General features: G+C 70.3%; 11 protein-coding genes. 4 read left to right on the top strand and 7 right to left on the bottom strand.

Annotated features, from left to right (window positions below; translation table 11 throughout):
* Positions 1–62: 62 nt before the first annotated feature.
* On the bottom strand, positions 63–1,835 hold the full coding sequence (gene argS / locus M5362_RS25120) for an arginine--tRNA ligase (protein WP_260229999.1): 1,773 nt from the start codon (positions 1,833–1,835) through the stop codon (positions 63–65).
* A 181-nt stretch (positions 1,836–2,016) separates the two neighbouring features.
* Between argS and lysS the strand changes: the two genes are divergently transcribed.
* Both lysS and M5362_RS25110 read left to right on the top strand, forming a co-directional pair.
* On the top strand, positions 2,017–3,741 hold the full coding sequence (gene lysS, locus M5362_RS25115) for a lysine--tRNA ligase (protein ID WP_260229998.1): 1,725 nt from the start codon (positions 2,017–2,019) through the stop codon (positions 3,739–3,741).
* 169 nt (positions 3,742–3,910) lie between these two features.
* Positions 3,911–4,123: a hypothetical protein gene (locus tag M5362_RS25110; protein ID WP_260229997.1), complete on the top strand. Its 213-nt coding sequence runs from the start codon at positions 3,911–3,913 to the stop codon at positions 4,121–4,123.
* Positions 4,124–4,137: 14 nt separating this feature from the next.
* Here M5362_RS25110 and M5362_RS25105 read toward each other — a convergent pair whose 3' ends face one another.
* From M5362_RS25105 to M5362_RS25095, 3 genes are all read right to left on the bottom strand, one after another.
* On the bottom strand, positions 4,138–5,451 hold the full coding sequence (locus M5362_RS25105; protein WP_260229996.1) for a DUF2637 domain-containing protein: 1,314 nt from the start codon (positions 5,449–5,451) through the stop codon (positions 4,138–4,140).
* Between the two features lie 139 nt (positions 5,452–5,590).
* Entirely contained in the window at positions 5,591–6,316 is a 726-nt protein-coding gene (locus M5362_RS25100) for a DUF3558 domain-containing protein (RefSeq protein WP_260229995.1), read from the bottom strand.
* 107 nt (positions 6,317–6,423) lie between these two features.
* The gene (locus M5362_RS25095; protein WP_260229994.1) at positions 6,424–7,314 is read right to left on the bottom strand and encodes a DUF3558 domain-containing protein; all 891 of its coding nucleotides are present in this window, start codon (positions 7,312–7,314) and stop codon (positions 6,424–6,426) included.
* Between the two features lie 162 nt (positions 7,315–7,476).
* Between M5362_RS25095 and M5362_RS25090 the strand changes: the two genes are divergently transcribed.
* A complete protein-coding gene (locus tag M5362_RS25090; protein ID WP_260229993.1) occupies positions 7,477–8,670 on the top strand; it encodes an RtcB family protein in 1,194 nt (397 codons plus the stop codon).
* 74 nt (positions 8,671–8,744) lie between these two features.
* Here the strand turns inward: M5362_RS25090 and M5362_RS25085 are convergent, their stop codons facing one another.
* Both M5362_RS25085 and M5362_RS25080 read right to left on the bottom strand, forming a co-directional pair.
* Positions 8,745–9,509, bottom strand: coding sequence for an SDR family NAD(P)-dependent oxidoreductase (locus tag M5362_RS25085; protein ID WP_260229992.1), 765 nt, complete (start codon positions 9,507–9,509; stop codon positions 8,745–8,747).
* A gap of 62 nt (positions 9,510–9,571) precedes the next feature.
* Positions 9,572–9,907, bottom strand: a complete 336-nt coding sequence (locus M5362_RS25080; protein WP_260229991.1) for a YnfA family protein — start codon at positions 9,905–9,907, stop codon at positions 9,572–9,574.
* Positions 9,908–9,982: 75 nt separating this feature from the next.
* On the opposite strand from M5362_RS25080, the gene M5362_RS25075 reads away from it, so the two are divergent.
* The gene (locus M5362_RS25075) at positions 9,983–10,459 is read left to right on the top strand and encodes a hypothetical protein (RefSeq protein ID WP_260229990.1); all 477 of its coding nucleotides are present in this window, start codon (positions 9,983–9,985) and stop codon (positions 10,457–10,459) included.
* Between the two features lie 10 nt (positions 10,460–10,469).
* Here M5362_RS25075 and M5362_RS25070 read toward each other — a convergent pair whose 3' ends face one another.
* Entirely contained in the window at positions 10,470–11,849 is a 1,380-nt protein-coding gene (locus tag M5362_RS25070) for an FAD-dependent monooxygenase (RefSeq protein WP_260229989.1), read from the bottom strand.
* Positions 11,850–11,859: the final 10 nt, after the last annotated feature.

The raw sequence follows: 11,859 nt of genomic DNA, 5'->3' as shown, positions 1-11,859 counted from the left end.
TGCCGGGGCCTTCGTCGTGCCGCGGCGTCGCGTGCTGTGACGCGTCGTGCCGCGGTGTCCCGTCAGAGACGCTCGGGCGTCCGGATGCCCAGCAGGGCCAGGCCCTGGTGGAGCGTGCGGGCCGTCAGGTCGCAGAGGAACAGCCGGTTCTCCGCGATCTCCTTCGGCGGCGCAGGCCTGATGACGGGGCACTGGTCGTAGAACGTCGTGTACAGCGACGCCAGCTGGTACAGATACGCGGCCAGCTTGTGCGGGGCGTACTCCTTGGCGGCCTCGGCCAGGGTCTCCCCGAACTGGTCCAGGTGGAGACCGAGCGCGCGCTCCGCCGGGGCCAGCTCCAGCTCCGGGTGGGCGACCGGGGTGAGCTCGCCCGACTTGCCGAAGATCGACCTGATCCGTGCGTACGCGTACTGGAGGTAGACCGACGTTTCGCCGTTCAGCGACACCATCTGGTCCAGGTCGAACTTGTAGTCCCGCGCCGCGGACGTCGACAGGTCGGCGTACTTGACCGCGCCGATACCGACGTACTGGCCGTTCTCGACGATCTCCTGCTCGGTGAGCAGGCCGCGATCCTCGTCCTTGCCCCGGACCACGGCGGTCGCCCGGTCCACGGCCTCGTCCAGCAGGTCCACCAGCCTGACGGTCTCGCCCTCACGGGTCTTGAACGGCTTCCCGTCCTTGCCGAGCACCGTGCCGAAGGCCAGCTGGACCGCCGTGACCTCGTCGTTCAGCCAGCCGGCGCGGCGGGCCGTCTCGAAGACCATCTTGAAGTGCAGGGACTGGCGGGCGTCCACCACGTACAGCAGGGACGTCGCCTTCAGGTTCTGCACCCTGTCCCGGATCGCGGACAGGTCGGTCGCCGCGTAGCCGAAACCGCCGTCGGACTTCTGGACGATCAGCGGGGTCGGGTTGCCGTCGGGGCCCTTGACGTCGTCGAAGAACACGCACAGCGCGCCGTTGGAACGGACCGCGACGCCCGACTCCTCGAGGATGCGGCAGGTCTCCACCAGCATGTCGTTGTAGCCCGACTCGCCGACCACGTCCGGGTCGTCGATGGCCATGTCGAGCTTGTCGAAGACCGAGTAGAAGTAGATCTTCGACTCGTCCACGAACCGCTGCCACAGCGCACGCGTCTGCTCGTCACCGGCCTGGAGGTCCACGACCCGCGCCCGCGCCCGGGTCTTGAACTCCTCGTCGGAGTCGAACAGCGCGCGCGAGGCCTTGTACAGCCGGTTCAGGTTGGACATGGCCTCCTCACCGGAGACCTCGTCCTCGGACTTGTGGTCCAGCTCGTGCGGGTGCTCGATCAGGTACTGGATGAGCATGCCGAACTGGGTGCCCCAGTCGCCGATGTGGTGGCGGCGGACCACCTTCTCGCCCGTGAACTCCAGGATCTCGACCATCGCGGCGCCGATCACGGCGGAACGCAGGTGGCCGACGTGCATCTCCTTCGCCACGTTCGGCTGGGCGTAGTCGATCACCGTCGTGCCCGCGTTCTCGGCGAACGGCACACCGAGGCGGTCGTCGGCGGCGCGCGCGGCGAGCGTCCTGACGATCGCCTCGTCGGTGACCGTGATGTTCAGGAAGCCGGGGCCCGAGACCTCGATCTCCTTCAGCACGTCGTTCGCCGGGATCCCGTCGACGACCTTCGTCGCCAGCTCACGCGGATTGCCCTTGAGCTTCTTGGCCAGAGCCAGGATGCCGTTGGCCTGGAAGTCGGCCCGGTCGCTTCGTCGCAGCAGCGGGTCGGCGGAACCGGCCTCCGGCAGGGCTGCCGAGAGACCTTCCGCGAGACGCTGCTGCACGGTCGAAGCGAGGGAAGGGACCGAGGCCATGAGCTTCCGTTCCTGTCGGTGGTTCAGTGGTGGGCTTTATCGCTTGTCAAGTGTCCCACGGGCGGGCAACGTGTTTTCTCCACCTGTGGACAACCTCGGACCGACCCCTTTCGTCTGGGAGAATGACTGGCGTAAGGCTGCAAGGCTTTCGAGGGAACCAAGGAAGAAGGACGAACCGACCGTGGCTCAGAGCAGCACCGAGACCGACTGGGTCTCCCGTTTCGCGGACGAGGTCATCGCCGAGTCGGAGCGACGTGCGCCTGGCAAACCGGTCGTCGTCGCCTCCGGACTCTCCCCCTCCGGCCCCATCCACCTGGGCAACCTGCGCGAGGTCATGACCCCGCACCTGGTCGCCGACGAGGTCCGGCGCCGTGGGTACGAGGTCCGGCACCTGATCTCCTGGGACGACTACGACCGCTACCGCAAGGTGCCGAACGGCGTGGCGGGCGTCGACGAGTCCTGGGCCGAGCACATCGGCAAGCCCCTGACCTCCGTCCCGGCCCCGGCCGGCTCGCCGCACCCGAACTGGGCCGAGCACTTCAAGGCCGCCATGGTCGAGTCGCTCGCCGAGCTCGGCGTCGAGTACGACCCGATCAGCCAGACGGAGCAGTACACGGCGGGCACCTACCGCGCGCAGATCCTGCACGCCATGAAGCACCGCGGCGACATCGACGCGATCCTCGACCAGTACCGGACGAAGAAGGCGCCGAAGAAGCAGTCGCAGAAGCCCCTCGACGAGGCCGAGCTGGAGGCCGAGGAGGGCTCGGGCGCGGCCGCCGAGGACGACGGCTCCGGCGGCACCGGCGGGTACTTCCCGTACAAGCCGTACTGCGGCCGGTGCGAGAAGGACCTGACGACCGTCACGTCGTACGACGACGAGACCACCGAGCTCGCCTACACCTGCACGGCGTGCGGCTTCTCCGAGACCGTCGCGCTCAGCGAGTTCAACCGCGGCAAGCTGGTCTGGAAGGTCGACTGGCCCATGCGCTGGGCGTACGAAGGCGTCATCTTCGAGCCGTCCGGCGTGGACCACTCGTCCCCCGGCTCGTCGTTCGTCGTCGGCGGCCAGATCGTGCGCCAGATCTTCGACGGCGTCCAGCCGATCGGCCCCATGTACGCCTTCGTCGGCATCAGCGGCATGGCCAAGATGTCCTCGTCGCGCGGTGGCGTGCCCACGCCCGCCGACGCGCTGAAGATCATGGAGGCGCCGCTGCTGCGCTGGCTGTACGCGCGCCGCAAGCCCAACCAGTCCTTCAAGATCGCCTTCGACCAGGAGATCCAGCGGCTGTACGACGAGTGGGACAAGCTGGAGGCCAAGGTGGCCGACGGCACCGTGCTGCCGGCCGACGCCGCGGCCCACGCCCGGGCCGCGCGCACGGCCGCCGGTGAGTTGCCCCGCACCCCGCGCCCGCTCCCGTACCGGACCCTCGCCTCGGTCATGGACGTCACGGCCGGCCACGACGAGCAGACCCTGCGGATCCTGACCGAGCTCGACCCGGAGAACCCGGTCACCAGCCTGGACGAGGTCCGCCCGCGCCTGGACCGCGCCGAGAACTGGATCACCACCCAGGTCCCGGCCGACCAGCGCACCGTCGTCCGTGACGAGCCGGACGCCGAGCTCCTCGGCTCCCTCGACGACCAGGGCCGCGAGTCCCTGCGCCTCCTCCTGGAGGGCCTGGACACCCACTGGTCCCTGGACGGACTGACCACGCTCGTCTACGGCGTGCCGAAGGTGATGGCCGGTCTCGACCCCGAGGCCAAGCCGACCCCGGAGCTGAAGGTCGCCCAGCGCGCCTTCTTCGCCCTGCTCTACAAGCTGCTCGTCAGCCGTGAGACCGGGCCCCGCCTGCCGACGCTGCTCCTCGCGGTCGGGGCCGACCGCGTACGCAAGCTGCTCGGCGCGTAACGCCTCACGCGAGGCCACAGGCCAGGAGAACGAAGGGCCGCCACCGGCTTCCGGTGGCGGCCCTTCGCCGTACCCGAGCCCTTCGCGGCGAGCTCTCCATCCTTCGGACTACGCCGGCTTCCGACGTGCGCACGACGAGAACGGCCGTCGCGCGGGAGACCGTGAAGACATGAAGAACGAAGTCATCGCAGTCATCGGATGGATCACCCTCGTACAGGGCGGTCTCGGCGCCGGCGGGCAGATCTTCGGGGACGAGGCCTGGGGACTGCTCCCCAAGTGGTGGGACATCCCCACCGCCGGGTACATCGTCCTGGCGGTCGTCGGTCTCGCCCTCGCCCTGTGGGGCGAGACCGCGAAGCAGCGGGCGAAGGCCAAGGCCTAGAGTCCCGCCGCCGGTCAGGGGATGTGGTTCTCCGCCATCTCCTGCTCGATGCGGTGGCGCAGCTGCGGCGTCAGCTCACGCAGGATGGACGCGCTGCGCGGGTGCTGGACGCCGTACATGTCGCTCAGCCGTATGTCGAGCTGCTCGGCGTTCGGAAAGTCCTGCCGCTCCTCGACGAAGTCCCACATCGCCTTGTACGCGGCCTCGGAGAACTCGTCCACGGGCGGTTCGAGGTCGGAGTACTCGGCGAACTCGTCGAACTGCTCCGGCCCTTGCTCCTGGACCTGGCCCTGTGCCTGTACGGGGGCCTGGGGGGCTTGCCCCTGGCGCGGGTTCGGGACGGGCGCGCCCTCGGGGCCCGGGGGCCCCACCAGCGGCGGCTCCTGGCCCTCCGCGTACATCGGGACGTACGTACCCGCGTACGCCTCCGGGGGCAGCGGCTGCGCCGCGAACCACGGGCTGTCGTGACTCGGCGGAACCTGCTGCGCCGGACCCTGCGGGCCCTGGGGGTACTCGGCGCTCTGGGGCCCCTGGGGGTCCTGCGGGCGGGCCTGCTGGGGCTGGGGGGCCGACAGGGCGGCCGGAGCCGCCGCCACCGGCACCGCCTCGGCGAGCACCGGCTGCGGCGGGAGCAGCACCGGCTCCACACCGGCCGCCGCGAGACCGGCCGCCGCCGTCTCCGCGAGCGGCACACCGTACTTCGCCAGCCGCAGCGGCATCAGGGCCTCCACCGGCGCCTTCCGGCGCCACGCGCGCCCGAACCGCGCCTGCAGCCGCGCCTGGTAGATCAGCCGGTCCTGCTCCAGCTTGATCACCTGCTCGTACGAGCGAAGCTCCCACAGCTTCATCCGGCGCCACAACCGGAACGTCGGTATCGGCGACAGCAGCCAGCGGGTGAGCCGGACGCCCTCCATGTGCTTGTCGGCGGTGATGTCGGCTATGCGGCCCACCGCGTGACGGGCCGCCTCCACCGCGACGACGAACAGCACCGGGATCACCGCGTGCATACCCACACCGAGCGGGTCCGGCCACGCGGCCGCGCCGTTGAACGCGATCGTCGCCGCCGTCAGCACCCACGCGGTCTGGCGCAGCAGCGGGAACGGGATCCGGATCCAGGTCAGCAGCAGGTCCAGTGCCAGGAGCACACAGATACCGGCGTCGATGCCGATCGGGAAGAAGTAGGAGAAGTTGCCGAAGCCCTTCTCCACGGCGAGCTCACGCACAGCGGCGTACGAACCCGCGAAACCGATACCGGCAATGATCACCGCACCGGCGATCACCACACCGATCAGCACCTTGTGCGTGCGTGTCAGCTGCACCGCGGCCACCCGCGATCCCCTCCCGTCAATCCACATCTCGCGGGCACAGCGTGGCACACGCGCGAGGAGCCCGGCCCTCTGGGGAGGGACAGGCTCCTCGAAAACATGCGCAAATACGGGTGTACGCGACGCCTGTTGCCCGCGCGACCTACTTGTTCGCCGCCGCGACGGCCGCGACGGCCTCCTTCGAGGCCTTCACCGCACCGTCCATGATCGTCTTGTCGGAGGGGGTGTCCGCCCCGGCGTAACCCGCGCCGTTGTAGGTGAGCAGCACCAGCACATTGCCCGTGCGCGCCACGACCGAGGCGTAGCTGAAGTCCTCACCGGTCTTGCTCAGCTGGTACGCCACGGCCTTCGCCTCGTCGCCGACACCGGCCGAGTCCGTGGTCTTCAGCTTCTTCGCGCCCTCCGTCGCCTGGAGCTTGGCGAGCTCCTTGGCGAGGTTCTCCTGGGCGCGCTTCTCGCCGCTGCCCAGGGAGGCGTCCGACTCGTAGCGGTAGAAGGAGACGTCGAGCCAGCGGTACTGCGAGCCCTTGACGCCCTTGTCGTCGAGACCGTTCCACGAGCAGCCGCCGCGGCTGGCGGTGTCACTGGACGCGGCCGCCGTACCGTTCTTCGCCTTCGCCTTCGGCACCAGGCTCGCGGTCGTCTTCGCCGAGATCGACTTGCAGACCTCGGGCAGCTTCGCGAACTTCGCGGGCTCGGGCGCCTTCGCCGACGGCTGGGTGCTGGGGGCCGCGGACGCCGAACCCTTGCCCTTGTCCGGGGTACCCGAAGCGCCGTCGGAGTCCGAGGAGCAGCCGGCGACGACGAGCATCACCGGGACGGCTGCGCAGGCGAGTATGCGGGTGAGTCGCGGGGCTGATCGGTGCATGGTTCCTTCAGTCGCTTGTCGTACGGTCCGGGTACGGTCCGGCCGGCGGCCACGGTACGCCGACACGTTACGTGGTCCCGGCGCGGTCGCGGAGCGGGTCCGGACGGCTACTCCTCCAGGCGCTCGGAGAGCAGACGGGCCAGGTTCTGGGCCTTTTCCTGCAGTTCCCGGCTGTCGGGGGCGTCCGCGGAGCCGGTCGTCTGCTCCACGTACTCGACCGTCACGACCACGTTGGATGTGCGGAAGACCACGCTCACGGTGCGCAGGCGGCCGTTCGCCCCGCCGGCGCTGAGGGCGTCGTCGAGGAAGGCGACCTGGCCGAGGCCCTGGAGGAGGCGGGGCTCAAGGCCGGTGGTGGGAGCGCCGGTGGGGGTCTGGTTCCCCGAGGGGGCGTCCGGGTCGGTGGGCTTGGCGGTGCCGCTCGCGGTCGCGCTCGGACTGGTGCCGCTCGTCGTACCGCTCGTCGTGCCGCTCGGGGTGGCGCCGGGGGTGGTGCTGGGGGCGTCCGAGGTGCCGGAGGGGCTCTGGGGCTGCTGGGGAGTCTGGGGCGGCTGGGGGAGGTTCGCCGCGATCTGCTTGCGGAAGAACACCTCCTGCGCGCGGTCGTCGTCGCTCACGGCGGGGTCGTACGACACCACCCGCTCGATGTCGAGCCGCAGCCGGTGCATGGCGTCGGGGGTGTCGGCCTTCCAGCTGCAGCCGACGCGACGGTCGGTGTCGTACGTGACGGCGGGGGCTCCGCGGTACACCGCGATCCGCTCTTCGTCGGGGAGCTGGGCGGCGCCGGGCAGCAGGTCCCGGAGGGTGTCCTGCGGGACGGCGCGGCAGGGCTCGAAGAGGGTGCGGTAGCGGCCTGGGGGAGCGGCGGGGGCGGCGGGACCGGCCTTGGAGTCGACGGCGCCGGTGCCGCCTCCACTGTCGGAGGAGCATCCGGTGAGCCCCAGGACGAGCGCTGCGGCGAGCGCTGTCAGACCGGGTACGTACGCCTGTCGCTGCACGCTTCCAGGCTCCCTTCTCCCGAAAACTGTTTGCCGCCGGATACCGGCCGGTGGACACAATGTCTATCGCACGCGCTGCCGTTGATGCCGGTCCGTTGTCACCTGTACGGGCCTTGGAGCCGGTTTTTGCGTTATCAGGCTTTTTGGGGGAATTGAGGAAGTATGTCGTATGTAGAGGTACCGGGTGCGAAGGTGCCCATCCGGATGTGGGCCGATCCTTCCACGGTCGAGGGCGGCGCGATGCAGCAGCTCCAGAACGTGGCCACGCTGCCGTGGATCAAGGGCCTGGCCGTGATGCCGGACGTGCATTACGGCAAGGGCGCGACGGTCGGTTCGGTGATCGCGATGCACGGGGCGGTCTGTCCGGCGGCGGTGGGTGTGGACATCGGCTGCGGGATGTCGGCGGTCAAGACGTCCCTGACGGCGAACGACCTGCCGGGGGATCTGTCGCGGCTGCGGTCGAAGATCGAGCAGGCGATTCCGGTGGGGCGGGGGATGCACCGGGAGATGGTGGATCCGCAGCGGCTGTACCAGTTCTCGGCGACGGCGTGGGACGGCCTGTGGTCGCGGTTCGACGGGATCGCGGAATCGGTCAAATTCCGACACGAACGCGCCCAGAAGCAGATGGGTACGCTCGGCAGCGGAAATCACTTTGTTGAGTTCTGTCTTGATTCGACCGGTTCGGTGTGGCTGATGCTGCACTCCGGCTCCCGGAACATCGGCAAGGAGCTGGCCGAGTACCACATCGGCGAGGCGCAGAAGCTGCCGCACAACCAGGGGCTCGTCGACCGTGACCTGGCGGTCTTCGTGTCGGACACCCCGCAGATGGCGGCGTACCGGAACGACCTCTTCTGGGCGCAGGAGTACGCGAAGTACAACCGCGCGGTGATGATGGCGCTCTTCCAGGAGGTCGTCCGCCGGGAGTTCCGCAAGGCGAAGGTGGCCTTCGACCCGGTGATCTCCTGCCACCACAACTACGTGGCGGAGGAGCGGTACGAGGGCATGGACATGCTGGTCACCCGTAAGGGAGCGATCCGGGCCGGCTCCGGCGAGTTCGGGATCATCCCCGGGTCGATGGGCACGGGTTCGTACATCGTGAAGGGGCTCGGCAACGAGGCCTCCTTCAACTCGGCCTCGCACGGCGCGGGCCGGAAGATGAGCCGGAGCGCGGCGAAGCGGCGCTTCTCGACGCGGGACCTGGAGGAGCAGACGCGGGGCGTGGAGTGCCGTAAGGACTCCGGTGTCGTGGACGAGATCCCGGGTGCGTACAAGCCGATCGAGAAGGTCATCGATCAGCAGCGCGACCTGGTGGAGGTCGTCGCGAAGCTGAAGCAGGTCATCTGCGTGAAGGGCTGACGCCCCGGGGGGCGGCGGGATGAACGCGGGGGCCGGTGCCGAGCACCGGCCCCTACGGCGTTTCCGCCGGGCGGTCAGAGCTCGCGGTGGACCTTGGTGTTGGAGGCCTGGGCGCGGGGGCGGACCACCAGGAGGTCGATGTTGACATGCGGGGGGCGGGTGCAGGCCCAGGTGATGGTGTCGGCGACGTCGTCGGCGGTGAGGGGTTCGGCCACGCCCGCGTAGACCTTGGCGGCCTTGTCGGTGTCGCCGCGGAAGCGAGTGGTGGCGAACTCGTCCGTCTTGACCATGCCGGGGGCGATCTCGATGACGCGGACCGGGGTACCGACGATCTCCAGGCGGAGGGTCTCGGCGAGCACGCGGGCGCCGTTCTTGGCGGCGACGTAGCCGGCGCCGCCTTCGTAGGTGGAGTGTCCGGCGGTGGAGGAGAGGACGACGACCGTGCCGTCGCCGCTCGCGGTGAGGGCGGGCAGCAGGGCCTGGGTGACGTTGAGCGTGCCGATGACGTTGACCTCGTACATCTGGCGCCAGTCCTCGGGGTCGCCGGTGGCGACGGGGTCGGCGCCGAGGGCGCCGCCGGCGTTGTTGACGAGGACGGCGATGGTGCGGAAGGCGGTCGCGAAGGTCTGGACGGCTTCGCGGTCGGTGACGTCGAGGGCGTAGGCGGTGGCCTGGTGGCCGGCTTCGACGATCTCGGCGGCCAGCGCCTCGATGCGGTCCTTGCGGCGGGCGGTGAGGACCACGCGGTATCCGGCGGCGGCGAGCTGCCTGGCGGTGGCGGCCCCGATTCCGCTGCTCGCTCCGGTGACGACGGCGATGGGGGTACCGGCGGCGGTCATGACGTGCTCCTCGCGCGTGTGGTCGATTGTGTCGATCGCGTGGTCAGGATAGGTCGGCGGGTTCAGCGACCGCGGGGCGCGTACATGATCACGGCCATGCCCGCCAGGCAGATCAGGGCGCCGGTGATGTCCCAGCGGTCGGGGCGGTAGCCGTCGGCGACCATGCCCCAGGCGATGGATCCGGCGACGAACACTCCGCCGTAGGCGGCGAGGATGCGGCCGAACTCGGCGTCGGGCTGGAGGGTGGCGACGAAGCCGTAGACGCCGAGGGCGGCGACGCCGGCGCCGATCCAGATCCAGCCGCGGTGTTCGCGGACGCCCTGCCAGACGAGCCAGGCCCCGCCGATCTCGAAGAGGGCGGCGACGGCGAAGAGGGCGGCGGACCGTGCGATGAGCATGGGGTCAGGGTGCCATGGGACACGCGGACTGACAGGTAGTCAGAACATATGGGGAGTTGTCGGTATCTTCTGGGCATGACTGGGATGCGCGGGGCTCTGCTGGGTGCGGTGCTGGCGGCCGTGGTGGTGGGCGGTGCGGGTACGGGCGCGAGCGCCCATGCCGTCGGGGTCGAGGCCGATCTGGCTCATCATGGCCACCTTTCGCTGTCGGAGGGGCGGATCGGGGTCCGGCTGGTGACGGAGAACCACGGGCCGTCGGACGTGTACCAGGCGACGGTGCGGCTGGCTTTCTCCGAGTCCATGGCGGGTGGGCAGGAGCTGCCGCCGTCCTGTCTGTGGGGGAGCGACCGGGTGGTCGTCTGTCGCACCGGTGAGCTGCGCGCCGCCGGGGCGGTCGACGAGCTGGCGCTCGATCTGCGGACCGCGGGCTCCCCGGACGAGGTGACGGTCGACATCGCCACGCTCTGGAGAGACGGGGCCGCGGACACGAACCCGGGGAACGACCGGCATCGCGTCCTGGTCCTGGCCACCGGGGACCCGTACGTCTTCTGACCCTGCCGGGTCAGAACGCGTAGCCGTCGGGGCGGACGAGGAGTGTCGAGCGGCGGGCGGGGTCGGTCCAGGTGGCCCGTACGAGGCGGGCCGGGGTGGTCGGGGACGCGGGCAGGTCGGGCGTGGCGCCCTCGGGGGCGATCAGGACGAACTCGCCCTCGCGCAGCAGCTCGTACAGTCGGCCCTCGCGCAGTTCGAGGTCGGGGACGCGCCGGGTGTCCCGGCCGTAGGCGATGCCGAGTCCGCTGATCATGCCGATGGCCTTGGCGGAGACGACGGGCACCTTGTCGAGGATCCGTGCGGCGAGGCTGCGCGCGGTGCGTCGGAGCGGGCCGCGGGCCATGGCGAGCCGGATGATGGCGCCGCTGCTGCGGAGCACCGTGGCGCCGACGGGGTGGCGCTCGGACTGGTAGCTGTCGAGGAGGGCTTCGGGGTCGGGGGCGTCGCCGCGCAGGACGGCGGTGAGCTTCCAGGAGAGGTTGGCGGCGTCCTGGAGGCCGGTGTTCATGCCCTGGCCGCCGGCGGGGGAGTGGACGTGGGCGGCGTCTCCGGCGAGGAAGGCGCGGCCGGCGCGGTAGGCGGGGGCCTGGCGTTCGTCGCTGTGGAAGCGGGAGATCCAGCGGGCGTCGTGCATGCCGTAGTCGCTGCCGAAGGCGCGGCGGGTGATGTCCCGGAGCTCGTCGAGGTCGACGGGTTCGGTGTCGGGGACCTGGCGGGTGCGGTTCCAGCCCATGACGCGGTACCAGCCGTCGCCGAAGGGGGCGATGAACGCGAAGGCGTCGCCCGTTCCGTCGACGGTGAAGAGCTCCTTGGGCTTCTGGGTGAGCTTGACGTCGGCGAGGACGAGGGAGCGGATCACGGAGTCGCCGGGGAAGGGCAGTCCCAGGGCTGTCCGTACGGCGCTGCGTACGCCGTCGGCGCCGACGAGGTAGCGGGCGCGGAGGGCGAGGGGTGTGCCGTCGGGGCCGGTGAGTTCGGCGGTGACCTGGTCGGCGTCCTGACTCAGTCCGCGCAGTTCCGTTCCGTACCGGAAGTCCACACCTGTGGACAGTGCGCGGCGTTCGAGGAGGTGCTCGACCTCGTACTGCGGGGTGACGAGGAGGTAGGCGAAGCGGGAGGGGAGCCGGGTCAGGTCGAGGGCGGAGCGGCCGAAGAGCCGCATCCGGGTGATGGGTGTGCCGGTGGCGACCAGTTCGTCGGCGAGACCGCGGGCGTCGAGCTGCTCCAGGGTGCGGGCGTGCACGGCGAAGGCGCGGGTGATGTTGCTGATGCCGTGCGGGCGGCGCTCGACCAGGGTGACGCGGTGGCCCGCGGCGGCGAGGTCGCCGGCGAGCAGCATTCCGGTGGGGCCCGCGCCTACGACGAGGACGTCCGTGTCCAGGTGGTTCATGGCTGACTCC

This window comes from Streptomyces sp. Je 1-79 (genome assembly GCF_025195125.1).
Taxonomy (GTDB): Bacteria; Actinomycetota; Actinomycetes; order Streptomycetales; family Streptomycetaceae; genus Streptomyces.
This window is presented reverse-complemented; position numbering and strand designations above follow the sequence as displayed.

Excerpts from the sequence above, each read along its gene's own strand:
- argS (WP_260229999.1), bottom strand. The coding sequence starts at position 1,835 with ATGGCCTCGGTCCCTTCCCTCGCTTCGACCGTGCAGCAGCGTCTCGCG.
- M5362_RS25070 (WP_260229989.1), bottom strand. The coding sequence starts at position 11,849 with ATGAACCACCTGGACACGGACGTCCTCGTCGTAGGCGCGGGCCCCACC.
- M5362_RS25110 (WP_260229997.1), top strand. The coding sequence starts at position 3,911 with ATGAAGAACGAAGTCATCGCAGTCATCGGATGGATCACCCTCGTACAG.
- M5362_RS25080 (WP_260229991.1), bottom strand. The coding sequence starts at position 9,907 with ATGCTCATCGCACGGTCCGCCGCCCTCTTCGCCGTCGCCGCCCTCTTC.
- M5362_RS25090 (WP_260229993.1), top strand. The coding sequence starts at position 7,477 with ATGTCGTATGTAGAGGTACCGGGTGCGAAGGTGCCCATCCGGATGTGG.
- M5362_RS25075 (WP_260229990.1), top strand. The coding sequence starts at position 9,983 with ATGACTGGGATGCGCGGGGCTCTGCTGGGTGCGGTGCTGGCGGCCGTG.
- M5362_RS25085 (WP_260229992.1), bottom strand. The coding sequence starts at position 9,509 with ATGACCGCCGCCGGTACCCCCATCGCCGTCGTCACCGGAGCGAGCAGC.
- M5362_RS25100 (WP_260229995.1), bottom strand. The coding sequence starts at position 6,316 with ATGCACCGATCAGCCCCGCGACTCACCCGCATACTCGCCTGCGCAGCC.